Origin of the sequence: Hydrogenophaga sp. BPS33, assembly GCF_009859475.1 — a bacterium.
Taxonomy (GTDB): Bacteria; Pseudomonadota; Gammaproteobacteria; order Burkholderiales; family Burkholderiaceae_C; genus Hydrogenophaga.
In genome coordinates this window covers 5,435,463-5,462,155 of sequence record NZ_CP044549.1, presented here as the reverse complement: position 1 = coordinate 5,462,155, position 26,693 = coordinate 5,435,463, and the positions used below count along the sequence as shown (strand labels likewise).

The window sequence follows — 26,693 nt, the reverse complement described above, 5'->3', positions numbered from 1 at the left end:
CGCGTCGCCGTCAGGCATCCTGAACCACTCTCGGAGTTCTCATGCCTGTTCAACTCAACGCGCCCCTGGCCACGGATCTGCTGCCGATCGCCGGTGTGCGCATCGGTGTGGTGGAAGCGGGCATCCGCAAAGCGAATCGCAAGGACCTCACGGTCTTTCTGCTGGACGATGAATGCGCCGTGGGCGCGGTGTTCACGCAGAACCGCTATGCCGCCGCTCCCGTGCAGGTGTGTCGCGACCACCTGAGCTCGGGTCAATCGATTCGGGCACTGGTCATCAACACCGGCAATGCCAATGCCGGCACGGGTGAGCAAGGTCTTGCCCACGCGCGCCAGACCTGCACCGCGCTTGCGCGTTCGCTGGGGCTGCACCACGAACAGGTGTTGCCGTTCTCCACGGGCGTGATCATGGAGCCCCTGCCGCTGGACCGTCTGCTGGCGGGCTTGCCGCAGGCCTTGACGCACGCGGCGCAGCAGCAGACCGCGGACGGCGCGCAATGGCTGTCGGCAGCACAGGGCATCATGACCACAGACACCTTGCCCAAGGCCAGCAGCGAGCGGTTCGAGCTGGATGGGGTCATGGCCCATGCCACGGGCATCTCCAAAGGCGCGGGCATGATCCGCCCCAACATGGCGACCATGCTGGGGTTCCTGGCCACCGACGCTGCCGTGGCGCCGGCGTTGATGAACACTCTGGCGCGCCGCCTGGCCGACGCATCGTTCAACCGCGTGACGGTGGATGGCGACACCAGCACCAACGACTCTTTCGTGGTCGTGGCCACAGGTCGAGCGGGCAATGCGCCCATCACGGACCTGGACAGCCCCGCTGGCCGTGCGTTGCTTGTGGCATTGACCACCGTGGCACGGAAGCTGGCGCATGCCATCGTGCGCGACGGTGAGGGCGCCACCAAGTTCATCACCATCCAGGTCGAAGGTGGGCGCAACTCGGCCGAATGCCTGCAGGCGGCCTACGCGGTGGCGCATTCGCCGCTGGTGAAAACCGCCTTCTTCGCCAGTGATCCCAATCTCGGCCGCATTTTGGCGGCGGTCGGCTACGCCGGCATCCACGACCTGGACGTGGGCACCATCGATCTGTACCTGGGCGACGTGCATGTGGTCCGCGCGGGTGGCCGACACCCCGACTACCGCGAGGAAGACGGCCAGCGCGTGATGAAGCCAGCGGAAATCCTGGTGCGCATCGGCCTGGGCCGAGGAGACGCCACCGAAACCGTGTGGACCTGCGACTTCAGCCATGAGTACGTGACCATCAACGCGGACTACCGGTCCTGACATGAACGAGCATTTCGAGCGGCTGCTGCAACGGGCCGAACAACTCATCGATCGCATTGAAGCGGTTCTGCCGCAACCCCTGTCCGCGCCCGATTGGTCCATCGCTGTGGCCTGGCGCTACCGCAAGCGCAGCAGCGGCCACGGCGTGCTGGAACCTGTGCGCCATGTGGGCGCCATGCGCCTGGGCGATCTGCAGGAGATCGATGGGCAAAAGGAAAAAATCCAGCGCAATACCTTGCAGTTTGTGCAAGGACAGCCCGCCAACAACGTGCTGTTGACAGGCGCACGCGGCACGGGCAAATCTTCCCTGGTGCGTGCGTGTCTCAACGAATATGCGCCGCAAGGCCTGCGCCTGATCGAAGTGGACAAGTCTGATCTGGTCGATCTCCCCGACATCGTCGAAGTGGTCGCCGATCGCCCCGAGCGCTTCATCGTGTTTTGCGACGACCTCAGCTTTGAAGACGGCGAGCCAGGTTACAAGGCACTCAAGTCCATACTGGACGGGTCGGTGTCGGCCGCGAGCCCGAACGTGCTGATCTACGCAACCAGCAACCGCCGCCATTTGCTGCCCGAGTACATGAAGGAAAACCTCACCTACACGCACACCGCGGACGGTGAGGTGCACCCGGGCGAGGTGGTGGAGGAAAAGATCTCGCTCTCCGAGCGTTTTGGCCTTTGGGTGAGCTTCTATCCCTTCAGCCAGGAGGAATACCTCACCATCGTGGCGCAGTGGTTGTCCGCATTGGGCGTGCCCGCGCAAGACATGGAAAAGGCCAGGCCTCTGGCGCTGGTCTGGGCGCTGGAGCGCGGTTCGCGCAGTGGCCGCGTGGCCTACCAGTTCGCCCGAGACTACGTGGGCACCCATGCCCAGTCCGCATGAGCGCAGCGCCGGGCCGCCCCAAGCAAGCTCGCGCCGCAGGCGAGGCCGAAGGTACACCAGTGAGCGCCGCAGGGAGGGGTAGTCCAGTGAACGCGACGGATGTGTTGGTTGTCGATGCGGACCAGGACGCACCGCGCTCCTCGAACCGCCCCGTGGTCGATGTGGCCGTCGGCGTGCTCATCAACAAAGATGGTGCGTTTCTTCTCACCTCCCGTCCTCCTGGAAAGGTGTACGCTGGGTACTGGGAGTTCCCGGGCGGCAAGCTGGAGGCTGGTGAGACGGTCGAGCAGGCCCTGCGGCGCGAGTTGCAGGAGGAGATTGGCGTCACGATCGGCTCGGCCGCGATCTGGAAGGTGTCAATGGTCGACTACCCACACGGACTGGTACGGCTGCACTTTTGCAAGGTGCGCGACTGGGTAGGCGAGATGCACATGCGTGAAGGGCAGCAGTTTGGCTGGCATTCCCTGCCGGTGTCCTGCGCACCCGTTCTGGCGGGCACCCTGCCGGTGCTGGAGTGGCTGGCCGCCGAGCAGACCACCCATTGACGCCTTGATGGCACCGCGCGCTGGGCCGAGGCCTGCGACTCAGCTCTGCTCGAATCCGGGGTCGCTCTGGCCTTCCTTTTCCGGCAGGCTGAATTCCTCATTGGCCCAGGCGCCCAGGTCCATCTGCTTGCAGCGTTCGCTGCAGAACGGCCTGTACGCATTGCTGGACACATAGGCGCTTGGTCCGCCGCATTGAGGGCAGCGCACCGTGCGCACCGGCGCTTGGGCTGTGGCGTCGCTCATGATGGGCTCAAGCGCACAGCGTCAGTTCGAACGCCGCATCCTCCTGAGCAGGGTGCAAGCGGTCGTCATCGCCATGGCGCATCAGGCGGACCGACAGCATCAGGCGATTGCCACTGATCTCGGGAATGAGTCCGGTCGATGGGTCGATGCGCAAGCGCAGCAAATGAAATGTGCGTCCCTGCGGCAGATTCAGCTGGAACTGGCCTGAGGGAGCAACCACCTTCTGCGCCGAACCCGATTCGCGCAACATCTTGAGGAGTTGCACGATGGACTCGGCCAGAGGGGCCAGCGGCATGGACCACCGGTGCAGATCTGCCCGACGATCTTCGGGGCTGCGGTGCTGCCAGTGGTAGTACGCTGGCAAGTCGAATTCACAGGTGCCGCCTGGAATACCGATGCGACTTCGGATGCTCATCAACCAGTCGTTTTCTGTGAGCGCCTGGCCCGTCTTGCCCGTCATCTCGTTCAGTTGGGTGAAGCAGTCGTCCAGCTTTTGAATGACCTCTTCGAGCGCCTGCTCGGCAATCATGGGGTTGCCGCGGTAGCCGATGAGTTGCTGCTTGTGGCGGTCCAGATCCTTGAGTACATCCGATTTCATATCGGCCCGGGCTGCCACATCCATGATCTCGAAGATCGTCTGGATGGCGTAATGGTGGTCCAACGCGTGACTGCGCGGCACCAACTCCACCATGCGGCGGAACAGCTGTTCGAGGCGCAGGTAGGTGCGAATGCGTTCGTTGAGTGGGTAGTCGTACAGGATCACGGCAGCGGCAGATCGCAGGGCGGGGCGGCGGGGGATGGCTTCATCATAGCCCGAACTGCTTTGCAAGCTCATTCGCAGCCCGCTCCAGCGGCCCCAGATCGTCTACGTCGTTGTGGACCACGATGTCTGCGGCCGCCAGCCTTGCCAAGCGTGGGCTTTGGTTGCGCATCACCAGCTCGATGGTCGCCGTGTCCCAGCCATTGCGCGCCTGAACGCGGCGTACTTGCGTGGCGGGGGCGCAATCCACGACCAACACCCGGTCGAGCTGTGGGCGCCAGCGCGGCGATTCGACCAGGAGTGGGACATCAAACACCACGCAAGCCGATCCAGAGGCAGCGACCTGACGCTGTATCTCGATCGCCACCAGGGGATGCACGATGCGCTCCAGCGTCTGCCGTGCCGCAGGCACCGCGAACACGTGATCGCGCATGCGCTGCCGGTCGAGTGCGCCGTCGGCCGCAATGAAGTCGGCGCCAAAGGTATGCGCGATGGCGGGCATGGCGCTGCCGCCGGCTTCTGTGCTGCGGCGGGAGATAGCATCGGCATCGACGACGTCCGCGCCTCGGGCTTCCAGCAAACGGGCCAGGGTGCTTTTTCCACTGCCGATGCCGCCAGTGAGCCCCAGCTTGAACGCGGCTCGGCCTGAAGTGTGTGTCACAGGCCAACGACCGCCAGCATGGCCGGCGGTCCAAACACCATGGAAGTCAACCCCGCCAACGCCAGGAAGGGGCCAAAAGGCACATAGCCACCCTCGCGCAAGTTGCCCTTGAGTTTGATCGCGATGCCGACGACCGCACCGATCAGGGATGCCATCAGGATCACCGGAATCAATGCCTGCCAGCCAAACCAGGCCCCGAAAGCCGCGAACAGTTTGAAATCCCCGTAGCCCATACCTTCTTTGCCGGTGACGAGCTTGAAAGCCCAGTAGACCAGCCACAAGGACATATAGCCTGCGACCGCACCCCACAAGGCATCGGGCAAAAGCGTGTCCGTGATACGCAGACCTGCCACACACAGGCCGGTCCACAGCAAGGGCAGGGTGATGTCGTCGGGCAAGAGGGTCGTGTCCCAGTCGATCGCGGCCAGCGCCAGGACCGCTGCCGAAAAACCGCTCCACGCCAGGGCTTCCCAGCCCCATCCAAAGTGCCAGCCACACCAGGCGAACATCGCGGCTGTGACCACTTCGATCGCGGGGTAGCGCACACTGATGGGCGTGGAACATTGGGAGCAGCGGCCGCGCAAGGCGAGGTAACTGAACACCGGGATGTTTTCGAACCACCTGATCCGATGTCCGCAGTGCGGGCAGCGCGAACGCGGCACCATCAGATTGAAGGGCTGCGATTTGGATGGCGCAGGGGCGTCGTCTGTCGCATGAAGCTCGGCGCATTCGGCGGCCCAGCGCTGCTCCATCATCTTGGGCAAGCGGTAGATAACCACGTTGAGAAAGCTGCCCACCAGCAGGCCCAGCAGACCCAGCAACGCCGCCACGGGCGTGCTCGCGTCGAACATCAAACCACCTGGCCCAGCTTGAAAATCGGGAGATACATCGACACCACGATCCCGCCGATGACCGTGCCCAGCACCACGATGATGATGGGTTCCATCAGGCTGGAAATGCCCGCGACCATGTCATCGACCTCGGCTTCGTAGAAATCGGCAGCTTTGCCCAGCATGTGGTCGATCGATCCGGATTCCTCACCAATGGCACACATCTGCAACACCATCGATGGAAAGACGTTGGCATTGGTCATCGCGTTGGTCAGGCTGGTGCCGGTGGAAACCTCTTGCTGGATCTTTTCCGTGGCGATGGCATAGACCGAATTCCCCGAAGCGCCGCCCACAGAGTCGAGTGCTTCCACGAGTGGAACGCCAGCGGCAAACATGGTGGCCAATGTGCGCGTCCAGCGCGCAATGACCGATTTTTCGATCAGTACGCCGAAGATCGGCAACTTGAGCAGCAGACGGTCCATGAACCGTTGCACCCTTTCGTTGCGCTTCCAGGCTTGCATGAAGAAGTAGAGGCCGCCGCCAATGCCGCCAAAGATCAGCCACCAGTACTCGGTGAAGAACTCGCTCATGGCGATCACAAAAAGCGTTGGCGCGGGAAGGTCTGCGCCGAAGGAGGTGAAGACTTCCTTGAACGAGGGAATCACGAAGATCATGATCACAGCCACCACCACGAAGGCCACGACGATCACCGCGATGGGATACATCAGTGCCGACTTGATCTTGGACTTGAGCGCCTCGGTTTTCTCCATGTAGGTGGCCAGGCGGTCCAGCAACTCTTCGAGAATACCGGCGGCTTCGCCCGCTTCCACAAGATTGCAATACAGACTGTCGAAGTACAGCGGATGCCTGCGGAATGCAGCGCTCAGCGACGTGCCGGTTTCCACATCGGTGCGAATGTCGTTGAGCAGCTTGGTCACATTCGGGTTCGGGTTGCCGCGACCCACGATATCGAACGCCTGAAGCAAGGGGACGCCAGCCTTCATCATCGTGGCCAACTGGCGCGTGAAGATCGCGATGTCTTTCGGTTTGATCCGCTTGCCGGAGCTCATCCGGCGCTTCTTGATCTTGCTGGGCACGATGCCTTGCCGTCGGAGCGCCGCCTGCACCTGGTTCTCGCCGCCAGCCCGGGTTTCCCCACGCACGGGCTTGCCGTTTCGGTCTTTGCCTTCCCATTCGAAGACGATGTCCTTAACGCTCTTGGATACTGCGGTTGCCATGGTGTCCTCTATAGCTGTTCTGGTTGCGGCTGCATCATTCGTTGGTCACGCTCAGAACCTCTTCGAGCGAAGTCATTCCCAGCTTGACCTTGAGCAAGCCCGATTCGCGAAGCGTGCGAACCCCTTCCTTGCTGGCTTGCTGCGCGATATCCAATGCGCTGCCTCCACGCAGAATGATGCGCTGGATTTCTTCTGAAATGGGCATGACCTGGTAGATGCCGACGCGGCCTTTGTAGCCGTTGTTGCACGCAGAGCAGCCGACCGGCTTGTAGGGCGTCCAGGTGCCATCCAGATCCTCTGCCTTGAATCCCGCATCGACGAGCGCCTTTCGTGGCACATCGAGTGGCGCCTTGCAGGTGGCGCAAAGGCGCCGTGCCAGTCGTTGAGCGGTGATCAGAATCACGCTGGATGCAATATTGAACGTGGGGATGCCCATGTTCATCATCCGTGTCAGCGTGGTAGGTGCATCGTTCGTGTGAAGGGTCGACAGCACCATGTGGCCGGTTTGAGCCGCCTTGATCGAGATGTCGGCAGTTTCCAGATCGCGAATCTCCCCCACCATGATCACATCCGGGTCCTGACGCAGAAACGCCTTCAGCGCCGCGGCGAACGTGAGTCCGGCCTTCTCATTGACGTTGACCTGGTTGACGCCGGGCAAATTGATTTCGGAGGGATCTTCGGCGGTCGAGATGTTGATGCCCGGCTTGTTCAGGATGTTCAAGCAGGTGTAGAGCGACACGGTCTTGCCAGAGCCTGTCGGGCCGGTGACCAGCACCATGCCGTAGGGCCGACCAATGGCGTTGAGCAGCCGCTCCTTTTCCTCGGGCTCGTAGCCCAGGGCATCAATGCCCACTTTCGCACTGCTGGGATCCAGAATGCGGATCACGATCTTTTCGCCAAAGAGCGTGGGCAACGTGCTGACGCGGAAATCGATGACCCGATCGGGACCGATTTTGAGCTTCATTCGACCGTCTTGAGGTACTCGCTTTTCGGAGATGTCCATGCGCGAGATCACCTTGATGCGCGAAGCCAGCTTGTCCTTGATGGCAATCGGCGGCGAGGCAATTTCGCGCAACTCGCCGTCCACGCGAAAACGGACTCGGTAGTTGTGCTCGTACGGCTCGAAGTGCAAGTCGGACGCGCGCATGTTGAAGGCGTCAATCAGCATCTTGTGAAGGAACTTCACCACAGGTGCATCGTCGACTTCCGAAGCCTTGTCGGTCGCGTCGTTGACGACTGTTTCGGCGGCCACTTCGTCGAACTCGAAGTCGCCACCGATGATGTTGTCCATCGTGTCGTTGACATTGGTGGTTTGTGTTTCCACCAGTTTGCTGAGCTTGTCGTATTCGGCAATGACCCAGTCGACGCCCATTTGCGTCGCGAACTTGATTTTCTCGGCCGCCTGTTGATCGGCAGGATCCGCCGTAGCGACCATCAAGCGGTTGTTGCGCTTGCTCAGCACCACGATGCGGTAGTCGGCACAAATCTTTGCGTCCAGCAGTCCACTGGGCAGGCGCTGAACGTCGATGGCATCCAGATCCAGCAAGGGGGCCGCGAATGCGACGGACATGGTATGGGCGAGATCCGAAGGAGAGACCGCTCCCGAGCCGGTCAGTTCGGCGATGAAGCTGGTGCGCCCGCTTTGAGCCTTGCGGTAGAGGTCTTCTGCGGCCTTCTGAGCCAGCTTTCCGGCGGACACAAGTGCGCGTCCGAGTCCGGGCAGGGCCATGGATGGGGTGTCAGGGGAGGCTGTTTCGATAGACGCCATAGGGCCGTAATCTATCGTAAATCAAGGAATTGCCTCTCTAAGTTGAGGTGATTTGTATCGAAAATGCCTGTTCGCAGCCAGGTGGTGGTACCGGCGGTTCGAAATCGCACTTGACCGGCGTTCGGCGAATCTTAGTGGCGCGTTGGGGTGGGGAAATTCTGGTCGGGGTGAGAGGATTCGAACCTCCGGCCTCTACGTCCCGAACGTAGCGCTCTACCTGGCTAAGCTACACCCCGATGGACCGTGCGGTCGATCGTTCGACGGTCGACTACCGCCGTCGGCCTGCTAAGCGCGACGCTCCAACAGACCAGCCGCCAATTGTAGCAAAGCCTCGCTGTATAAATTGGCGGGGAGTTGCTTTGCGGCGTCGATCGCGCGCTGGGCTTCGGCATGGGCACTGGCTCTGGCGGCGTCCAAGGCTCCCGTGTGCAGAATGATGTCGCGGATCGCGTCCAGATGTGCCAAGTCGCCTTCTTCGATCGCCTGGCGAATCAGTGCCCTTTGTGGTTCTGTGCCGCTGCGCAGGGCACAGATGATGGGCAGTGTGACCTTGCCTTCGCGCAAATCGTCCCCGAGGTTTTTTCCAAGCTCATCCGCACTGCCTTCATAGTCCAGCACGTCGTCAATGACTTGAAAAGCCGTGCCGAGGGCTTGTCCATAGTTCGCGCAAAGCGCTTCCATATCCGCATCTCCTCCGGCCAGAATAGGCGCCAGCCGGGCGCTGGCCTCGAACAGTTTGGCGGTCTTGGAGCGGATGACGCGCAAGTAGGCGGCTTCATCAAGAGATGCATCCCGCATGTTCATCAGTTGCAGCACCTCGCCCTCGGCAATCACGTTGGTGGCGTCCGACAAGATCTGCATCACGCGCATGTCGTTGATGTCCACCATCATCTGGAACGCCCGCGAATACAGGAAGTCACCAACCAGCACGCTTGCCGCATTACCGAAATGCTCGTTGGCGGTGGGACGGCCACGGCGCAGCGTGGACTCGTCAACCACATCGTCGTGTAGCAGCGTCGCTGTGTGGATGAACTCGACGACTGCAGCCAGTGCAAAGCGCTTGGGATCCTCACTGCGAATCGCGCCGCTGACCAGCAGCAGCAGAGCAGGGCGAAGTCGTTTTCCGCCCGCCGAGATGATGTATTGGGCCACCTCCCGTACCAGCGGGACTTCGGTGGTCAGGCGTTCGCTAATGACCTCATCCACCCGCAACATATCGGACCGGATCAGCTCCAGGGGGCTGATGGGGAGGGGGGTGGAATTGGTCAAGATGATGGGAACGTCGCGCGTCTCTACACTTCAAAGGGCTTCGATTATAGAAACACGCATCGCGCGCGACCTGCGGGGCCCAGGGCGTCTGTCGTTCCTGGCTTGTTGCATTTGATCGCTCATGCTATAGTCGCTGGCTCAGTGGAATCCGTTCGCTGGGCTTCCATTCGTGGAAATTTTTCAAGAGGTTCATATGTACGCGGTCATAAAAACCGGTGGCAAACAGTATCGTGTTGCTGCTGGCGAAAAAATTAAAGTAGAACAGATTGCTGCGGATGTGGGCCAAGAGATCGTGTTTGACCAGGTTCTGGCTGTCGGAAACGGCACCGAAATCAAGGTAGGCACTCCCTTGGTTTCCGGCGCAACGGTCACGGTCACGGTCCTGGCCCATGGCAGGCACGAGAAGGTCACCATCTTCAAGATGCGCCGTCGCAAGCACTACCAGAAGCGCCAAGGGCATCGTCAGAATTTCACCGAACTGCAGATCGCATCGATCGCAGCCTGAGGAGTAGGTCAGCATGGCACAGAAAAAAGGCGGCGGCTCAACGCGAAACGGGCGCGATTCCAAGCCCAAGATGCTCGGTGTGAAGGCGTTTGGCGGCGAGTTGGTCACGGCGGGTTCGATCATCGTTCGCCAGCGCGGTACCAAGTTTCATCCCGGTTTGAATGTGGGCGTGGGCAAGGACCACACCATCTTTGCAACTGTCGATGGACATGTGACATTCGCTGTCAAAGGCGCACTGAACCGTCACACCATCAGCATCACGCCGGTCTGACCGGGGAGTTCGGCGCTGCGGGATCCAAGTATCCATGCGGCGCGCTGAGCCCAAGTGGTGTTGTGTATGCAGAAGGCCCGCCCGTGCGGGCTTTTTGTTTTGCGATCCCTTGTTGATTTTTTTTGCCGGAAGATACGCCATGAAATTTGTGGACGAAGCCACGATCGATGTTGCCGCAGGCGACGGTGGCAACGGCTGCGCGTCGTTTCGGCACGAGAAATACAAGGAGTTTGGAGGTCCCGATGGCGGTGACGGTGGTCGTGGCGGGCACGTCTTCGCCGTGGCGGATGCCAGCTTGAACACCTTGGTCGACTTCCGCTTCACCCGCCGTTTCGAAGCGCGGCGCGGTGAGCATGGAAAAGGCTCGGACATGTTTGGCGTCAAAGGCGACGACATCGTGCTCAAGATGCCGGTGGGCACCATCGTTTCGGATGCGGAAACCGGTGAGGTGCTGCACGAGTTGTTGCAGCCTGGGCAGCAGATCACGCTCGCCAAAGGGGGTGATGGCGGCTTTGGCAACATGCACTACAAGAGCTCGACCAATCGGGCGCCGCGCCAGAAGACGCCTGGTTGGCCGGGGGAGAACCGCACGCTCAAGCTCGAGCTCAAGGTGCTGGCCGATGTAGGCTTGCTGGGGATGCCCAATGCGGGCAAGTCCACACTGATCGCAGCCATTTCCAATGCCCGGCCAAAGATCGCCGACTACCCTTTCACCACGTTGCACCCCAATCTGGGCGTGGTGCGGGTCGGGCCGGAAAAGAGCTTCGTCGTGGCCGACGTGCCTGGCTTGATCGAAGGGGCATCCGAAGGCGCGGGCCTGGGGCACCAGTTTTTGCGTCACCTGCAGCGCACCCGCTTGCTCTTGCATATGGTGGACGTGGCGCCGTTCGACGAGGGCGTCGACCCGGTGGCACAGGCCAAGGCCATCGTGGCCGAACTCAAGAAGTTCGATCAGGAGCTGTACGACAAGCCGCGTTGGCTGGTGCTCAACAAGCTCGACATGGTGCCGGCAGACGAGCGCGAAGCTCGCATCAAGGACATCGTGAAACGCCTGAAGTACAAGGGTCCCGTCTTCGAGATTTCGGCGCTCACCCGCGAAGGTTGCGAGTTGTTGGTGCAGAAGGTGTATCAGCATATCGCGCAGGTGCATCAGGCACAGCAGGCGCCGGTTGACGTGGATCCTCGCTTTGCCGATGGTTTGGGTAACCGCTGACTTTTAGAGACCAGAGATGGACACCATGCACGTTGCAGAACCGCTCCATATGTCCGCAGCGGCCAGCGTCGCTGTGCTCAAGACCGCTCGGCGCATTGTGGTCAAAGTGGGGTCGAGCCTGGTCACCAACGACGGCCGCGGCCTGGATGAAGAGGCTATCGGGCAATGGAGCCGGCAATTGGCGACCCTTGTGCAGCAAGGTCGCGAGGTCATCATGGTCAGCAGCGGCGCTGTAGCCGAGGGTATGAAGCGCCTGGGCTGGGCGGTTCGTCCAAAGGAAATCAACGAGCTTCAGGCTGCCGCGGCGGTCGGGCAGATGGGTCTGGTGCAGATGTACGAGACCAAGCTTCGCGGCTGCGGCGTGGGCAGCGCGCAGGTGTTGCTGACGCACGCGGATCTGGCCGATCGCGAGCGTTACTTGAACGCGCGCTCGACCTTGTTGACATTGTTGCAACTGGGCGTGGTGCCGGTGATCAACGAAAACGATACGGTGGTCAACGACGAGATCAAGTTCGGCGACAACGACACGCTGGGTGCGCTCGTGGCCAATCTGGTCGAAGCGGACGTGTTGGTGATCCTCACGGACCAGCGGGGCCTCTACACCGCCGATCCCCGGCGCGACCCGTCAGCGCAATTTGTTCAGGTGGCGCGTGCCGGAGATGCGCGCCTGGAGGCGATGGCGGGCGGTGCGGGGACAGGCATCGGCAAGGGAGGCATGATCACCAAGATCCTGGCGGCCAAGCGCGCCGCGGGCTCGGGCGCCTCCACCGTGATTGCCTGGGGTCGAGAGGCCGACGTGTTGCTGCGGCTTGTCGAAGGCGAGGTCATTGGCACCTGGCTGGTTGCCCAGACGCCGAAGAACCAGGCGCGCAAGCGGTGGATGGCGGACCATTTGCAGTTGCGCGGTGCGGTGGTGGTGGACGACGGCGCCGTCGGCAAGATCGTGGGCGAGGGCAAGAGCTTGCTGCCCATTGGCATGACCGGTGTCGAGGGCGAGTTCTCCCGTGGTGATGTGATCGCCGTGCGCGATGCACGAGGTGTCGAGGTGGCGCGCGGGCTGGCCAACTACGCCAGCAGCGAAGCGAAGCTCATTTGCCGCCGCTCATCCACCGACTTTGAGCGCTTGCTCGGCTATGTGGCCGAGCACGAGATGATTCACAGGGACAACCTGGTGCTCGTGCGGGCTTAGCGCCGCCTATCGGCTGCGTCAGGGGAGGTCGTTCTTGGGGCGGCCGTTCTTCAGCGTGCGCAGGATTTTTTGCGCGGTGCCATTCACCGTGCGGCCGTCACAAATGCCCTCGCGGGCCAGAGTCATGGCGGGCTGGGTGAACCCTCTGGGCATCAGTCTCTGCCAATCGTCCTTGCCGTCCGTGTTCCAGCTGGCCTTGTTGTCCCAGCGCGCGTAGGTCTTGACCTCCGCCGTCTGGCATCGGATACCTTGGAACAGAACGTTGAGTGCGCCGCTGCGGCTGCGCGCCACGAGCACGTAGCGAACCACGCCATCCGGCCCGACGGACAGCGTCCCGGGATCGATGCCGTAACTCAGTGTCGAGCCTGAGTCCACGTCGAAGGCCTGCAAATGTTCGGTGCTAAAGGTGGCGGGCGGTGCCGTCTGGGCTTCTGTCCACGTTTCGGCCTCCTGGGCATGCGCGTGGTGCAGACCCCCACTCAGACACAGTGCGCTGATCGTTGCGCCGAGGGCGATAAGGCGAAGCGGGAGTCGACGAGGAGCGAAGGTCATTTATGTTGCGGTTGCACACCGTGTGTGCTGCGTTGCGGGTCGGGGTCGAAACTGGCGCCAGGGGGCAGTTCAAGGCCTCGCGGATTCTCGGACGGTGCGACAGGTGCGTCCGACGGATCGTCATGGCGGTGGCGTGCGCCCCCGCGCAGGTAGCGGTTGCGGTGATCGTTCTTGGGCAGGTAACGCGCGAGTTCGGTGAGTGCCATTTCATAGACGCCACGCTTGAACTCTACGACGACATCGAGGGGCACCCAATAGTCGTGCCAGCGCCAGGCATCGAATTCGGGATGGCTGGTGGCACGCAGGTTCAGGTTCCAATCGTGCGCCACAAGACGCAGCAGGTACCAGATCTGCTTCTGACCTTTGTAGTGGCCGCGCGCGTCGCGGCGGATGAAACGGTCCGGCACCTCGTAGCGCAACCAGTCCCGCGTGCGGGCCACGATGCTCACGTGCTCGGGCAGGAGGCCAATTTCCTCATGCAGTTCGCGGAACATCGCCTGCTCAGGTGTCTCGCCCCTGTCGATGCCACCTTGCGGAAATTGCCAGGAGTGGGAGCGGATGCGTTTGCCCCAGAACACCTGGTTTCGCTGGTTGAGCAGAATGATGCCGACATTGGGCCTGAAGCCTTCTCTGTCAAGCATAATCAACCCCAATTTTTAAAACTGTGTTCATTATGCATCGCGTCGTGCGAGTTGCGAAGTGATCACACACCTGTTGCTCCCCTGGGCACAGGTGGCACGCTCCGAGCCATGGAGCGCGCCGTTCTCGGGGTTCCAAACGTCGTTTCTCCACCTGCCCATCGGCAGAATCCAGCTCGCCCATGAAAGCCTCACAGTTCCTGATTTCGACCCTCAAGGAAGCACCTGCCGACGCCGAAGTCGTCAGCCACCAGCTCATGACCCGCGCGGGCATGATCAAAAAGCTGGGAGCCGGCATCTACAGCTACATGCCCATGGGCCTGCGCGTGGTGCGCAAGGTCGAGGCGATCGTGCGGCAGGAAATGAACCGGGCGGGCGCGGTGGAGTTGTTGATGCCGGTCGTGCAACCTGCCGAGTTCTGGCAGGAGACCGGGCGCTGGGACAAGATGGGCCCGGAGTTGATGCGGGTGAAAGACCGCCACGACCGCGATTTCATCATTCAGCCGACCAGCGAAGAGGTGGTGACCGACATCGCCCGTCAGGAGCTGCGCAGCTACAAGCAATTGCCGCGCAACCTGTACCACATCCAGACCAAGTTCCGCGACGAACGCCGTCCGCGCTTCGGTGTGATGCGCAGCCGCGAGTTCATCATGAAGGATGCCTACAGCTTCGACCGTGATCTGGAGGCCGCGAAGGCGAGTTACCAGGCCATGGCGGTAGCCTACCGCCGCATCTTCGACCGCTTCGGTTTGCGTTACCGCGCGGTGGCGGCCGACAGCGGTGCGATCGGCGGCGATCTGAGCGAGGAGTTCCAGGTCATCGCGGCCACGGGCGAAGATGCCATCGTCTATTGCCCCAACAGCGACTACGCGGCCAATATCGAGAAGGCCGAGGCACTGGCGCCCGCGGGCCCGCGCGCGGGCGCATCGAATCCCATGGTGAAGACGCCGACGCCGGGCAAGGCCACCTGCGCGGATGTGGCCGGACTGTTGGGTGTGCCGCTGGCCACCACGGTGAAATCGCTGGTGCTGGCGACCGACGAACTCGATGAGGCTGGCGAGATCGTCAAGAGCCAGGTCTGGCTCTTGCTGTTGCGCGGCGACCATGACATGAACGAGGTGAAGGTCGGCAAGGTGCCGGGCCTGAACAACGGCTTTCGATTTGCCACCGTGCCGGAAATCCTCGCGCATTTCGGCACCAAGCCGGGCTACCTCGGTCCGATCGGCCTGAAGCAGCCGGTGAAGATCGTGGCCGATCGGGAAGTGGCCGTGATGGCGGACTGGATCTGCGGCGCCAACGAGGAGGATGCCCACCTGACCGGCGTCAATTGGGGACGCGACCTTCCCGAGCCGGATGCCGTGGCCGATCTGCGCAACGTCGTCGAGGGCGATCCATCGCCCGATGGGAAGGGTGCACTCGCGATCGAGCGTGGCATCGAGGTCGGTCATATCTTCGTGCTGGGCACCAAGTACAGCAAGTCGATGAACGCGACCTTCCTGGACGAAAACGGCAAGCCGCAGTTCCTTGAAATGGGCTGCTACGGCATCGGCATCACCCGCCTGCCGGCCGCGGCGATCGAGCAGAACCACGACGAGCGCGGCATCATCTGGCCGGATGCCCTGGCTCCGTTTACCGTGGTGGTGTGTCCGATCGGCATGGACCGCAGCCCCGAAGTGAAGGCCGCAGCCGAGCAGTTGTATGCCGACCTCGTGGCCTCGGGCGTGGACGTGATTCTGGACGACCGTGGTGAGCGTCCGGGCGCGATGTTCGCCGATTGGGAGCTGATCGGTGTGCCGCACCGCGTGACGATCGGTGACCGTGGCCTCAAGGCCGGTCAGGTGGAATACCAACACCGCCGCGATACGGCGGCCACGACCGTGGCGGTGGGCGAGGTGCTCGCCATGCTGAAAGGCAAGCTCGGCGCATGAAGCCGATGGGTCGGTCGCGCCGCGAGTGCCTGCTGGCTGCGGGCGCGTTGGGGCTGGGCGCCCTGCCTGTGTGGGTGCAGGCCGGTGGCCAACTGGAAGAGCCCCTGGCCGATTCGGTGCGGGGTGCCTTGAGCGCAGCGATCGCCAATAGCGCGCCGCCCGTGCCCGAGTTCAGCGATCTGCAAAAGCGTCTGGCCTATCTGCGCTGGCTCGGTGCAAGCAGCGACCGCCTGCAGAAGCGCAAGCCGGATCTGCAGACGCGCATCGAGTTCCTGCAGACCGTTTGGTATGAGTCCAAGCGCGCCGGATTGGATACCACTCTCGTGCTCGGGTTGATTCAAGTAGAAAGTGCGTTTCGCAAGTTCGCCATTTCGCGCGTGGGCGCGCGGGGCTATATGCAGATCATGCCGTTCTGGTCGCGTCTCATCGGCGACGGCGATCCGAGCCGCTTGTTCAACATGCAGACCAATCTGCGCTTTGGCTGCGTCATCCTGCGCCACTACCTTGTCGACCGCGAGCGTGGTGATCTGTATATGGCGCTGGGACGCTACAACGGTAGCCGAGGGCGGCCGGAGTATCCCAACGCCGTATTCGCGGCGCAAAAAAACTGGGCCCACGCCGACGCCTGATGGCCGGCGGGGTTCGCGGCGTTACTGCAGGAATCCGATGCGCCCCTTGCCTGTGCCCGCACGCGGCAGATCGTCGGGCTCGATGCGGTAGCGCTTGTCCAGCCGCGCATTGCCGAAGGCGGTGACCAGGGCGCGCCGCATCTCTCGCGGCGCGAGCACGGCCAGCTGGTCGAGCACGTCGACGGGAGGCTCGGGGTCAAAGTGCTGTCCCCAATCGTGCTCCGAGAGAATGCCCCGGTACAGGTGCGAGGCGATCTTGCGCGCGGCTTCGGGCGACGGTGGCGCAATTTCGTACACGTTCATGCGGTTCATGATCGGGTCGGGAATGCTGCGTTCGTCGTTGGCGGTGGTGACCCAGATCACCTGGCTTGCATCGATCGGCACCTCCGCGAACTCGTCGACGAAGTTCTGTGCGGTGTCGTGCTCCAGCAGGCTGTAGAGCGCTCCCAAGGGATCGTATTGCGCGTCAGCGCTGGCTTTGTCGATCTCGTCGACCACGATCACGGGATTGGCGTACTGGCCATCGACCAGGGCTTCGAACACCTTGCCCGGTTTGGCGCCTTTCCATTGGGACGACGAGCCCGAGAGCAGCCAGCCAGCGGTCATGGAGCTCATGGGCACCAGACTCATGCTGGTGCCCAGCAGGTCGGCGAGTTGGCGGGCGAAGTGGGTCTTGCCGACACCGGGCGGGCCGAGCAGCAGGATCGGGGTGACTTCGAGGCTGTCGCAGCTGTCCTGGCTGAGCGCGACATGGCGTTTCACGTCGTCGAGCACCTCACCAAAATTGGGCAGCAGTTCGTATAGCACGGCCATGTCGGGCACGCCGGAGGGCTTGACCGCGAAACGTTGAGGGCCCCGCTCCAACATGCGTTGCCAGGTATTGCGCAGGCTTTCGTAGTCGCGTTCGTTGCCGCTGGCTTGCAGGTGGGCCAGCTTGCGCTCGACGTCGTCGGCGCTGAACACGCTGCGCATCTGGGCGATGGGCAGACCGAGGGAGGGTGAAGCGACCAGGCTGCGAGAGCTCATGCGGTTCTCCTTGGGTTTGCGACGATTTCATTCAAGCACAAGACGTGCCCGAGTGGGGATCGAAAAAGCAACACCCATGGACCGCACACGGAAAGATCGATCGGCCTCGTGCGAAAAAGCGCGGAACCGAGCGTGCCGCGTCAGCCCACGCAAAAAGCACAAAGCCACCCGGAGGTGGCTGCTCGCTTTCTGCGCGGAGAAAAAGGGTCAGGCTTCGCCGCTGATGACCTGCTGCAGCTCCCCCGACTGGTACATCTCCATCATGATGTCGGAGCCACCAATGAACTCGCCCTTGACATACAGCTGTGGAATGGTGGGCCACTGGCTGTATTCCTTGATGCCCTGGCGGATCCCGTCGTCCTCGAGCACGTTGACGGTGGTCAGCGTGCGCGGCTCGACGCCGCAAGCCTTGAGGATCTGGATCGCGCGGCCAGAGAAGCCGCACATGGGGAAGCTCGCGCTGCCTTTCATGAACAGCACGATGTCGTGGGATTTGACCAGCTGGTCGATGCGGGTTTGTGCGTCGTCGCTCATGGTGGAAAGGTCCTTCTGCGAAACGGGTCCGGGGGACCCGGAAACGGCCCACATTATCGCGCCTGTGGCCATTGGCCGCCGCTGCAGCGGGCAATGCCCGCGAGGTCGTGGCGACTGCCGACGTGCTCGAAACCGGCGTCGTGGAGCAGGACTCGGACAGCCTCAGCCTGGTCGTGCCCGTGTTCCAGCAGCAGCCAGCCGCCCGGGTTCAAGGCACCGGGCGCCGTGGCGATGATGGTGCGCAGGTCGTCCAGGCCATCCGCGCCAGCCGTGAGGGCCGTGCGGGGTTCGTGCCCCAGTGCGGCCATGTGGGGATCTGCATCGGCGATGTAGGGCGGGTTGCTGGCGATCAGGTCGAAGCGTTGGCCGGGCACGGCCGCCAGCCATCGGCCCGAATGGAAGTGGACGTCCAGTCCCAGCCGTCTGGCGTTGGCTTGCGCCACGCTCAGGGCGTCTTCGCTGGCGTCGGTGGCAAACAACTCTGCGTGGGGCCGCTGCGCCTTGATGGCCAGCGCGATGGCGCCGCTGCCGGTGCCCAGGTCGAGCACGCGGGCGGGCGAGGACATTGTGTCCAGTTGCTCCATGGCCCAAAGGACGAGGGTTTCGGTGTCGGGCCGCGGCACGAGCACGCGGGCGTCAACCTGCAGCGTGAGGCCATAGAACTCCTGGTCGCCGCGCAGGTAGGCCATGGGTTCGCCGCGTTGGCGGCGTTGCGACAGCCCGCTCAGGCGCTGAGCGGCCTCGGCGGACAAGGTGTCTGCGTCGTGCGCCAGGAGCCAGGCGCGGTCGTGTGGACTGCGCTGCAAGGCCAGCAACACGAGCATGCAGGCGTCGACGCGGTCGACGCCATCGCGCTGCAGTCGCGCCACGGCGTCGCGCAGGGACGTGTTTGTCATGCGCCGTTGCGCTGTTCGAGCTCGGCCAGAAGCTCGGTGCCGCGTGCCACTTGCAGCGCGTGGATGACCTCGTCCAGATCGCCTTCCATGACCTGCAGCACTTTGTAGAGCGTGAGGTTGATGCGGTGGTCGGTGATGCGGCCTTGCGGGAAGTTGTAGGTGCGGATGCGGTCGCTGCGGTCGCCGGTGCCGACCAGGCCTTTGCGCGTGGCCGCCTCGGCCGCGGCGCGTTCGCTGCGGTCTTTTTCCTGCAGACGCGCGGTGAGCACCTGAAGCGCCTTGGCCTTGTTGCTGTGCTGCGAGCGGCCGTCCTGGCACTCGGCGGTGATGCCGGTGGGGAGGTGGGTCACGCGCACGGCGGAGTCGGTCTTGTTGATGTGCTGCCCACCCGCGCCGCTGGCGCGGTAGGTGTCGATGCGCAGTTCGCTGGGGTTGAGCTGTACCGCCTGGGCTTCGTCGGGCTCGGGCATCACGGCGACGGTGGCAGCACTGGTGTGGATGCGGCCCTGGGTTTCGGTGGCGGGCACGCGTTGCACGCGGTGGCCGCCGGACTCAAAACGCAGCCGTCCGTAGGCGCCGGGTCCGGCCACGCGCAGCACCACCTCCTTGTAGCCGCCGAGTTCGCTGGGCGACTCGCTCACAGTTTCCACCTGCCAGCGCTGCTTTTCCGCGTACCGCGTGTACAGGCGCGCGAGGTCGCCCGCGAACAGCGCCGATTCGTCGCCACCCGTGCCGGCCCGGATTTCCAAGAATGCGTTGCGCTCGTCGTCGGGGTCCTTGGGCAGCAGCAGTTGTTGCAACTCGGTGTCGAGTTGTTCGATGTCGGCTCCGGCGGCGCGGATTTCTTCCTCCGCCATATCGGCCATGTCGGGGTCGTCCAGCAATTCCCTGGCCGAGGCGAGATCGGCCTCCCGCTGCAGGTAGCGGTTGAATACCTCTACCACGGTGGAGGCCTCGGCATGCTCGCGGCTCAGGGCGCGAAAGCGGTCCATCTGCTCGACCACGTCGGGCGCGGACAGGAGCGCATCGAGTTCGTGCAAACGGGCTCGCTGGCGCAGCAGGGTGTCTCGGACAAAGGGTTTCATGGGTCAACGGCCCGCCGGTGGCGCGGGCCTGCGCCCGCAACCACCACAGCGGAGCTAGTCAGCTAGTTGTGCGCGTCGCGCGAGGTTTTGGGCAGTTCGTCGCGCAGGAACAGGCGCGAGACCGTTTGCGCGGTGGCGGCGCGCGTGGCGACGTCCCCGGTGTGCAGCTCTGCCAGGGTGCCGTGCAGCATCTTTTGCGTGAGTCCACGCGAGAGCGCTTCGAGCACGGCCTCGACCGGTTCACCCTTGGCCAGCAGCCGGCGCGCACGCGCCATTTCGGCGGCGCGCCAAGCGTCGGCCTGGGCATTGATCTGCTGGATCAGCGGCACCACGCCATGGGCCGGGTCGCGCTGCTCCATCCAGTGCATGAAGCTGAGCACGCCCGCATCGATGATGGCCTCGGCCTGGGCCACAGCGGCCTGGCGGTGCTCCTTGCCGGTTTGCACGACCGTGGCCAGGTCGTCCACCGTGTACAGGTACACGTCGGGCAGGTCCTTGACTTCGGCCTCGATATCGCGCGGCACGGCCAGGTCGACCATGAACATCGGGCGGTGGCGGCGTTTTTTCAGCGCCCGCTCGACAGCGCCCAGGCCGATGATGGGCAAGGTGCTGGCGGTGCAGCTGATGACGGCGTCGAACGCGTGCAGGCGGTCGGGCACGTCGGCCAGGCGCATCACTTCGGCACCCAGGCGTCCGGCGAGCTTTTCACCGCGTTCCAGCGTGCGGTTGGCAATGGACATGCCCTTGGGGTTCTTGGCCGCGAAATGCGTGGCGGCCAATTCGATCATCTCGCCCGCACCGACGAACAGCACCTTGATGTCGCGCAAGTCTTCGAAAAGCTGCGCGGCCAGCCGCACAGCGGCAGCGGTCATGCTGATGGAATGGCTGCCGATTTCGGTCGAACTGCGCACTTCCTTGGCGACCGCGAACGAGCGCTGGAACAACTGGTGCAACGTGGTACCCAGCGCGCCGGCATCGTTTGCGGCACGCACGGCGTCCTTCATCTGGCCCAGGATCTGTGCCTCGCCCAGCACCATGCTGTCCAGGCCGCTGGCAACGCGAAATGCGTGGCGGGCAGCCTCGTCGTCGCGCAGTACGTAGGCATGGTCGCGCAGCACATGGCTGCTCACGCCGCCGGTCTGGGCCAGCCATTCCAGCGTCGGATCCACGGCCGACTGGTCGCCCGCGCCATAGAGCTCGGTGCGGTTGCAGGTGGAGAGCAGCGTGGCCTCGGGCTGGCGCGCCAGACTTTGGCGGTAGCCGTTGAGGGTGGGCTGGATCTGGTCGAGCGCGAACGCAAAACGGCCCCGCAGATCGAGCGGAGCCGTGTTGTGGTTGATGCCGAGAGCCCAGACAGACATGGCGGCGATTATAAAATTGATCGCTTATGCACGCCGTTGACCTTTCTCAATGACGCCATTCGCGTTTTTGGCGCACCTCGCCGGCTTCATCGCGCCAGCGGTTTTCGTGGCGCTGATGCTGTGGACGGTGCCGCGCTTGCGCCGGGCAGGCCGTGCCCGTTCGGGTGCCCGCCTGGAGGCGTTCATGCTGGTCGTGGCCGGGGTCGTGGTGCTGCTGGCCGGGCTGGTGTTCTTCGAGCGTGACGGAAAAATCGCGACCTATGCGGCCTTGGTGGCTGTGCAAGGCACGCTGGCCTGGTGGCTGCACCGGCGCTGAGCGCGACTCTGATTACCCCTCGGCGGGTGGGAACAAGTCGACGCGGTCGGTGATGATCCCGTCCAGGCCCAGATCCAGCAGCCGCTGCGCGGCCCATTCGTCGTTGACGGTGTAGGCCAGGGTTCGCAAGCCGGCCGCCTTCGCCTGGGCCACGGTGGTGGCGTCCCACAGCGCGTGGTTGAACACCACGGCCACGCAATCCAGTGACCTGGCTGCCTCCCTCCAGCCGTCCCGCAGGGTGTCGAGCAACAGCCCGCGCGGCAGATGGGGGGCTGTTTCCAGTGCACCTGCCAGTGCCTCGGGCTGAAATGACGTCAGCAAAGGCAGTCGATCGGGATGGTTCGACCACAGGCGTGCAGCGGCCCGCGCGACGGCGAGACCCGTGGCGCCTTCGGTGCCGGGCGTGGGTTTGATTTCGATGTTGATCCAGTGGCCGTGGGCCTGGCAATGGCGCGCCACACCTTCCAGCGTGGCCAGCGGTTCGCCCGCGAAGGCGCGGGAATGCCACCGGCCCGCATCGAGCTGGCTCAAGGCATTCCAGGTCTTGTCACCGGCCACACCGCTGCCGTTGGTGGTGCGTTCCAACGTGGCGTCGTGCAGCAGGAAGACCACGCCATCGGCGCTGAGCTTGGCGTCGCATTCGACCATGCGGTAGCCGTGCGCTGCGCCCAGGCGGAAGGCGGCGAGGGTATTTTCGGGGGCGAGTTTGCCCGCGCCACGGTGCGCGATCCAGCGCGGGTAGGGCCAATCTCCCGTCACGCCCGATGCCCGGTTTCCACGTTGAACCAGTGCAAGCGGTCTTCGCGGGGTCTGGCGTGGATGGTGCTGCCGATGGTCGGCGCACCCTGGTCTTCGTGAGTGCGGATGATCAGGCGCTCGTCGCCCAGCACGGCGTGCACCAGGCGTTCTGCGCCCAGCAGCTCCACCGTTTCCACCTGCAGCGCCCAGCCGTCGGAGCCGATGTCGATGTGCTCGGGGCGGATGCCCAGGATGCGGCCAGGCCGCCCACCCGGCGCGTGCTTGAGCAGGTTCATGGGCGGCGAACCGATGAAGCTGGCCACGAAGGTGGTGGCCGGGGTCGAGTAGACCTCCTCGGGCGTGCCGAACTGCTCCATGTTGCCGGCGTTCATCACGATCATGCGTTCTGCCAGGGTCATGGCCTCGACCTGGTCGTGCGTGACGAAGAGCGAGGTGATGCCGAGTTCGCGGTGCAGCTTCTGGATTTCCAGCCGGGTCTGGGCGCGCAGCTTGGCGTCCAGGTTGGACAGCGGTTCGTCGAAGAGGAACACCTGCGGCTGGCGCACGATGGCGCGGCCCATGGCCACGCGCTGGCGCTGGCCGCCCGAGAGTTCGCGCGGCTTGCGCTCGAGCAGGTGGCCCAGCTCCAGGATCTTGGCCGCCTTGTCCACGCGCGCACGGATCTCTTCCTTGGGCACCTTGGCGATCTTCAGCCCATAGGCCATGTTGTCGAACACGGTCATGTGCGGGTAGAGCGCGTAATTCTGGAACACCATCGCGATGTCGCGCTCGGCGGGTTCGAGGTCGTTGACGACACGATCGCCAATGCGAATCTCGCCCCCGCTGACGACCTCCAGACCCGCCACCATGCGCAGCAGGGTCGATTTGCCGCAGCCCGAGGGGCCGACGATGACGATGAATTCGCCATCGTCGATCTCGGCGTTGACACCATGGATCACTTGCAGTTCGGTCTTGCCGGTGCGGTAGCGTTTGACGACGTTGCGCAGGGAAATGGATGCCATGGAACGGTTTTTTGTTTGTGGGGAGAAAGTTCGACTGGCCTTACTTCTCGGTGTCCACCAGTCCCTTGACGAACCAGCGTTGCATCAGGATCACGACAAGGGCGGGAGGAATCATGGCCAGCACGGCGGTCGCCATCACGATGTTCCAGTCGGTGGCGGCATCGCCTCCGCTGATCATCCGCTTGATGCCGATCACCACCGGGTACATGCTCTCCTCGGTGGTCACCAGCAGCGGCCACAGGTACTGGTTCCAGCCGTAGATGAACTGGATGACGAACAGCGCCGCGATGGACGTGACCGACAGCGGCACCAGCACGTCCTTGAAAAACCGCATGGGTCCGGCGCCGTCCATGCGCGCGGCCTCCACCAACTCGTCGGGCACGGTGAGGAAGAACTGGCGAAACAGGAAGGTGGCGGTGGCCGATGCGATCAGTGGCACGGTCAGGCCCGCATAGGTGTTGAGCATGCCCAGGCTGGCGACCACGGCGTATGTCGGACCGATGCGCACCTCCACGGGCAGCATCAACGTGACGAAAATGCACCAGAAGAACAACATGCGGAACGGAAAGCGGAAATAGACGATGGCGAAGGCCGACAGCAGCGAGATCGCGATCTTGCCCACGGCGATCACCAGGGCGGTGATCAAACTCACCATCATCATTCGACCCACCGGCGCGTTGGAGGCGGCCCCCATGCCGGTGCCTTGCAGCGCGGCCGTGTAGTTCTCGATCAGCTGATTGCCGGGCAGCAACGACATCGGGGCGTGGATGATGGCCTCCGACGTCTGGGTCGAGGCGATGAAGGTCAGATAGAGCGGAAAACACACCACCGCCACGCCGAGGATCAGAACGGCGTGCGACAGGAAGGTCAGGCCGGGGCGGCGTTCGATCATGTCAGTACTGCACTTTCTTCTCGACAAAGCGGAACTGGATCACCGTCAAGGTGATGACGATCGCCATCAGCACGACCGATTGGGCGGCCGAACCGCCAAGGTCCAGGGCTTTGAAACCGTCGTAGTACACCTTGTAGACCAGGATGGCGGTGTCCTTGCCAGGCCCACCCTGTGTGGCCGCGTCCACGATGGCAAAGGTGTCGAAGAAGGCGTACACCACATTGATCACGAACAGGAAGAAGGTGGTGGGTGAGAGCAGAGGGAACTGGATGCTCCAGAAACGCCGCCATGGGTGCGCGCCGTCGATGGCGGCGGCTTCGATCAGCGATTTCGGAATGCTCTGCAGGCCCGCCAGGAAGAACAGGAAGTTGTAGGAAATCTGCTTCCAGACCGCGGCCATCACGATCAGGGTCATGGCGTGGTTGCTGTTGAGCAGGCTGTTCCACTCGATGCCCAGGCCCCGCAGCGCATACGACACAACCCCAATGGACGGCGCCAGCATGAACAGCCACAGCACGCCGGCCACCGCCGGTGCCACCGCATAGGGCCAGATCAGAAGGGTGCGGTAGACCAGCGTGGCCTTGACGACCCGGTCGGCGAACACCGCGAGCACGAGCGAGATGCCAATGCCCAGCCCAGCCACCAGCACCGAAAAGAGAGCGGTGGTCTTGAACGACGCCAAGTAGGTCTCGTCCGCGAGCAGGTTGGCAAAATTCTTCAGACCGACCCATTCGGTCGAAATGCCAAACGCGTCGGACTGTTGAAACGACTGCAGAAGCGCTTGGGCGGCGGGCCAGAAGAAGAACACCAGGATGACGGCGACCTGGGGCGCGAGCAGCACCCAGGGCAACCAGCCGGAGCGGAAAACGACGCGTTTTTCAGAGGCCATGTAGATCGCCGCAGAGGAATGATTGGTTCAGGCAAATCACCACGCCAGGGCGGCGGGAGGCGGCACACGCATGCCACCCCCAAGCCACGCTTCTTCGCGTTACCTATTTGTTGGCGGCTTCGAAGCGCACCAGCAATTCGTTGCCCCGTTTGACGGCGCTGTCCAACGCTTCCTTGGCGGTTTTCTTGCCGGCCCAGACCTGCTCCAGCTCCTCGTCCTCGATCGCACGGATCTGCACGAAATTGCCCAGGCGGATGCCGCGCGACTTGTCGGTGGTCTTGCGGATCATCTGGTTCACCGCCACGTCGGTGCCAGGGTTCTGCTTGTAGAAGCCGGATTTCTCTGTGGCTTCGAACGACGCCAGCGTGATCGGCAGGTAGCCGGTGCGCTGGTGGCTCTTGGCCTGGATCTCGGGATTGGTCAGGTAGTTGAAGAAAGCGGCCACGCCTTTGTATTCAGGCGCCTTCTTGCCGGCCATGACCCACAGCGAGGCACCGCCGATCACGGTGTTCTGCGGCGCGCCCGCTACGTCCGGGTAGTAGGGCAGCGGTGCAATGCCGAAATCGAACTTGGCGTTCTTCTTGATGGTGGCGTAGGTCGATGACGAGGCCGTGGCCATCGCACATTCGCCCGAATAGAACGGTGCGTCGGCGGCGTTGCCGCGGCCGCGATAGACGAACAGGCCTTGCTTGGCCATGTTGGCCAGGTTTTCGATGTGGCGGATGTGCAGCGGGCTGTTGAAGTTCAGGCGCGCGCTGGTGCCGCCAAAACCGTTGCCCTTGGTGGCGAATTCCGTGTTGTGCCAGGTGGAGAAGCTCTCCAGCTGGGTCCAGCCCTGCCAGCTGGTGGTGAACGGGCAGCTTACCCCCGAGGACTTGAGCTTGGCCGCGGCCAGCACCAGCTCAGGCCAGGTCTTGGGCGGGTTGTTCGGGTCCAGGCCGGCCTTGCGGAAGGCGTCCTTGTTGTAGTTGAACACGGTGGTGGAGCTGTTCAGCGGGAAGCTCAGCATCTGCCCGTTGGGCGCGGTGTAGTAGCCCACCACGGCGGGGATGTATGCCTTGGGGTCGAACTTGTAACCCGCATCGGCCAGTACCTTGCCCACCGGCACGATCGCGCCCTTGGCGGCCATCATGGTGGCGGTGCCGACTTCGTAGACCTGCAGGATGTGCGGCGCGTTGCCAGCGCGGAAGGCCGCCACGGCCGCCGGCATGGTTTCGTCGTAGGTGCCCTTGTAGGTGGGCACCACCTTGTAGTCTTTCTGGCTGGAATTGAAGCCGTTGGCCAGGTCCATGACCCAGTCGTTCAGGCCACCGGTCATCGAATGCCACCACTGGATCTCGGTTTGGGCCTGGGCCGGTCCGCTCAGGATGGCGGTGAGCGCGGCGGCGCCGGTCAGGGATAGGAAACGCTTGTGCATGGTTGCTCCTTGTAGGACAGTCGGAAACAGGCAGCGTAGGGGCGGGATATGTCAAAACCATTGCACATGCGTTCACAGCATGTGACAACAGGGTTTCCACAGGGGGCAG

General features: G+C 63.2%; 29 protein-coding genes and 1 tRNA gene. 10 read left to right on the top strand and 20 right to left on the bottom strand.

Translation table 11 applies throughout. The features are described from left to right. The first annotated feature begins 41 nt into the window (after positions 1-41). From argJ to F9K07_RS25235, 3 genes are all read left to right on the top strand, one after another. The gene (gene argJ / locus F9K07_RS25245; protein WP_159596027.1) at positions 42-1,289 is read left to right on the top strand and encodes a bifunctional glutamate N-acetyltransferase/amino-acid acetyltransferase ArgJ; all 1,248 of its coding nucleotides are present in this window, start codon (positions 42-44) and stop codon (positions 1,287-1,289) included. A gap of 1 nt (position 1,290) precedes the next feature. Further along, positions 1,291-2,169: an ATP-binding protein gene (locus F9K07_RS25240; RefSeq protein ID WP_159596026.1), complete on the top strand. Its 879-nt coding sequence runs from the start codon at positions 1,291-1,293 to the stop codon at positions 2,167-2,169. Positions 2,170-2,255: 86 nt separating this feature from the next. After that, on the top strand, positions 2,256-2,714 hold the full coding sequence (locus F9K07_RS25235; protein ID WP_442907349.1) for an NUDIX domain-containing protein: 459 nt from the start codon (positions 2,256-2,258) through the stop codon (positions 2,712-2,714). A gap of 39 nt (positions 2,715-2,753) precedes the next feature. On the opposite strand, the gene F9K07_RS25230 is transcribed toward F9K07_RS25235, so the two are convergent. From F9K07_RS25230 to F9K07_RS25195, 8 genes are all read right to left on the bottom strand, one after another. Beyond that, the gene (locus tag F9K07_RS25230) at positions 2,754-2,957 is read right to left on the bottom strand and encodes a DNA gyrase inhibitor YacG (RefSeq protein ID WP_159596024.1); all 204 of its coding nucleotides are present in this window, start codon (positions 2,955-2,957) and stop codon (positions 2,754-2,756) included. Positions 2,958-2,964: 7 nt separating this feature from the next. Next, positions 2,965-3,720, bottom strand: a complete 756-nt coding sequence (gene zapD / locus F9K07_RS25225; RefSeq protein ID WP_159597102.1) for a cell division protein ZapD — start codon at positions 3,718-3,720, stop codon at positions 2,965-2,967. A gap of 43 nt (positions 3,721-3,763) precedes the next feature. After that, complete coding sequence (gene coaE / locus F9K07_RS25220) at positions 3,764-4,378, bottom strand: dephospho-CoA kinase (protein WP_159596023.1); 615 nt, start codon at positions 4,376-4,378, stop codon at positions 3,764-3,766. Further along, positions 4,375-5,229, bottom strand: a complete 855-nt coding sequence (locus F9K07_RS25215; protein ID WP_159596022.1) for a prepilin peptidase — start codon at positions 5,227-5,229, stop codon at positions 4,375-4,377. The genes coaE and F9K07_RS25215 overlap by 4 nt, the downstream gene beginning before the upstream one ends. Next, positions 5,229-6,446: a type II secretion system F family protein gene (locus F9K07_RS25210; RefSeq protein WP_159596021.1), complete on the bottom strand. Its 1,218-nt coding sequence runs from the start codon at positions 6,444-6,446 to the stop codon at positions 5,229-5,231. The genes F9K07_RS25215 and F9K07_RS25210 overlap by 1 nt, the downstream gene beginning before the upstream one ends. 34 nt (positions 6,447-6,480) lie before the next feature. Continuing rightward, positions 6,481-8,175 (bottom strand): type IV-A pilus assembly ATPase PilB, encoded by a 1,695-nt coding sequence (gene pilB, locus F9K07_RS25205; protein ID WP_442907348.1) that lies wholly within the window; start codon positions 8,173-8,175, stop codon positions 6,481-6,483. Positions 8,176-8,373: 198 nt separating this feature from the next. Next, positions 8,374-8,450, bottom strand: a tRNA-Pro gene (locus F9K07_RS25200). A 49-nt stretch (positions 8,451-8,499) separates the two neighbouring features. Beyond that, on the bottom strand, positions 8,500-9,483 hold the full coding sequence (locus F9K07_RS25195) for a polyprenyl synthetase family protein (RefSeq protein WP_236581509.1): 984 nt from the start codon (positions 9,481-9,483) through the stop codon (positions 8,500-8,502). A gap of 193 nt (positions 9,484-9,676) precedes the next feature. Between F9K07_RS25195 and rplU the strand changes: the two genes are divergently transcribed. The 4 genes from rplU (at position 9,677) to proB (ending at position 12,661) form a co-directional block, all read left to right on the top strand. Next, entirely contained in the window at positions 9,677-9,988 is a 312-nt protein-coding gene (rplU, locus tag F9K07_RS25190) for a 50S ribosomal protein L21 (protein WP_159597100.1), read from the top strand. Between the two features lie 13 nt (positions 9,989-10,001). Then, entirely contained in the window at positions 10,002-10,259 is a 258-nt protein-coding gene (gene rpmA / locus F9K07_RS25185) for a 50S ribosomal protein L27 (protein ID WP_159596019.1), read from the top strand. 139 nt (positions 10,260-10,398) lie between these two features. Further along, positions 10,399-11,472, top strand: coding sequence for an Obg family GTPase CgtA (cgtA, locus tag F9K07_RS25180; RefSeq protein WP_159597099.1), 1,074 nt, complete (start codon positions 10,399-10,401; stop codon positions 11,470-11,472). 49 nt (positions 11,473-11,521) lie between these two features. Next, positions 11,522-12,661, top strand: coding sequence for a glutamate 5-kinase (gene proB, locus F9K07_RS25175; RefSeq protein WP_159597098.1), 1,140 nt, complete (start codon positions 11,522-11,524; stop codon positions 12,659-12,661). An 18-nt stretch (positions 12,662-12,679) separates the two neighbouring features. Here the strand turns inward: proB and F9K07_RS25170 are convergent, their stop codons facing one another. Together F9K07_RS25170 and F9K07_RS25165 are read right to left on the bottom strand one after the other, a co-directional pair. Beyond that, on the bottom strand, positions 12,680-13,213 hold the full coding sequence (locus tag F9K07_RS25170; RefSeq protein WP_159596018.1) for a CNP1-like family protein: 534 nt from the start codon (positions 13,211-13,213) through the stop codon (positions 12,680-12,682). Next, the gene (locus tag F9K07_RS25165) at positions 13,210-13,854 is read right to left on the bottom strand and encodes an RNA pyrophosphohydrolase (protein WP_159596017.1); all 645 of its coding nucleotides are present in this window, start codon (positions 13,852-13,854) and stop codon (positions 13,210-13,212) included. Before F9K07_RS25165 ends, F9K07_RS25170 begins: the two co-directional genes overlap by 4 nt. Before the next feature lie 179 nt (positions 13,855-14,033). Here F9K07_RS25165 and F9K07_RS25160 point away from each other — a divergent pair, with 179 nt between their 5' ends. Both F9K07_RS25160 and F9K07_RS25155 read left to right on the top strand, forming a co-directional pair. Then, the gene (locus F9K07_RS25160; RefSeq protein WP_159596016.1) at positions 14,034-15,779 is read left to right on the top strand and encodes a proline--tRNA ligase; all 1,746 of its coding nucleotides are present in this window, start codon (positions 14,034-14,036) and stop codon (positions 15,777-15,779) included. Continuing rightward, positions 15,776-16,408: a lytic transglycosylase domain-containing protein gene (locus tag F9K07_RS25155; RefSeq protein ID WP_159596015.1), complete on the top strand. Its 633-nt coding sequence runs from the start codon at positions 15,776-15,778 to the stop codon at positions 16,406-16,408. The genes F9K07_RS25160 and F9K07_RS25155 overlap by 4 nt, the downstream gene beginning before the upstream one ends. Before the next feature lie 21 nt (positions 16,409-16,429). Here F9K07_RS25155 and F9K07_RS25150 read toward each other — a convergent pair whose 3' ends face one another. From F9K07_RS25150 to hemA, 5 genes are all read right to left on the bottom strand, one after another. Further along, the gene (locus tag F9K07_RS25150) at positions 16,430-17,434 is read right to left on the bottom strand and encodes an AAA family ATPase (protein WP_159596014.1); all 1,005 of its coding nucleotides are present in this window, start codon (positions 17,432-17,434) and stop codon (positions 16,430-16,432) included. Positions 17,435-17,641: 207 nt separating this feature from the next. Then, positions 17,642-17,968, bottom strand: a complete 327-nt coding sequence (gene grxD, locus F9K07_RS25145) for a Grx4 family monothiol glutaredoxin (RefSeq protein ID WP_159596013.1) — start codon at positions 17,966-17,968, stop codon at positions 17,642-17,644. Positions 17,969-18,021: 53 nt separating this feature from the next. Beyond that, a complete protein-coding gene (gene prmC / locus F9K07_RS25140; RefSeq protein WP_159596012.1) occupies positions 18,022-18,864 on the bottom strand; it encodes a peptide chain release factor N(5)-glutamine methyltransferase in 843 nt (280 codons plus the stop codon). After that, positions 18,861-19,949 (bottom strand): peptide chain release factor 1, encoded by a 1,089-nt coding sequence (gene prfA, locus F9K07_RS25135; RefSeq protein ID WP_159596011.1) that lies wholly within the window; start codon positions 19,947-19,949, stop codon positions 18,861-18,863. The genes prmC and prfA overlap by 4 nt, the downstream gene beginning before the upstream one ends. Before the next feature lie 62 nt (positions 19,950-20,011). Then, entirely contained in the window at positions 20,012-21,310 is a 1,299-nt protein-coding gene (gene hemA / locus F9K07_RS25130) for a glutamyl-tRNA reductase (protein ID WP_159596010.1), read from the bottom strand. Positions 21,311-21,359: 49 nt separating this feature from the next. Between hemA and F9K07_RS25125 the strand changes: the two genes are divergently transcribed. Beyond that, complete coding sequence (locus tag F9K07_RS25125) at positions 21,360-21,626, top strand: hypothetical protein (protein ID WP_159596009.1); 267 nt, start codon at positions 21,360-21,362, stop codon at positions 21,624-21,626. 12 nt (positions 21,627-21,638) lie between these two features. Here F9K07_RS25125 and ugpQ read toward each other — a convergent pair whose 3' ends face one another. The 5 genes from ugpQ to ugpB form a co-directional block, all read right to left on the bottom strand. After that, on the bottom strand, positions 21,639-22,385 hold the full coding sequence (ugpQ, locus tag F9K07_RS25120) for a glycerophosphodiester phosphodiesterase (protein WP_159596008.1): 747 nt from the start codon (positions 22,383-22,385) through the stop codon (positions 21,639-21,641). After that, the gene (locus F9K07_RS25115; RefSeq protein ID WP_159596007.1) at positions 22,382-23,386 is read right to left on the bottom strand and encodes a sn-glycerol-3-phosphate import ATP-binding protein UgpC; all 1,005 of its coding nucleotides are present in this window, start codon (positions 23,384-23,386) and stop codon (positions 22,382-22,384) included. Before F9K07_RS25115 ends, ugpQ begins: the two co-directional genes overlap by 4 nt. A gap of 40 nt (positions 23,387-23,426) precedes the next feature. After that, positions 23,427-24,278 carry a sn-glycerol-3-phosphate ABC transporter permease UgpE gene (gene ugpE / locus F9K07_RS25110; RefSeq protein WP_159596006.1) on the bottom strand — a complete coding sequence of 284 codons (852 nt, stop codon included), beginning with the start codon at positions 24,276-24,278 and terminating at the stop codon, positions 23,427-23,429. 1 nt (position 24,279) lies between these two features. Further along, positions 24,280-25,167, bottom strand: a complete 888-nt coding sequence (gene ugpA / locus F9K07_RS25105) for a sn-glycerol-3-phosphate ABC transporter permease UgpA (RefSeq protein WP_159596005.1) — start codon at positions 25,165-25,167, stop codon at positions 24,280-24,282. 103 nt (positions 25,168-25,270) lie between these two features. Continuing rightward, positions 25,271-26,584, bottom strand: a complete 1,314-nt coding sequence (gene ugpB, locus F9K07_RS25100; protein ID WP_159596004.1) for a sn-glycerol-3-phosphate ABC transporter substrate-binding protein UgpB — start codon at positions 26,582-26,584, stop codon at positions 25,271-25,273. Between the last annotated feature and the right edge of the window lie 109 nt (positions 26,585-26,693).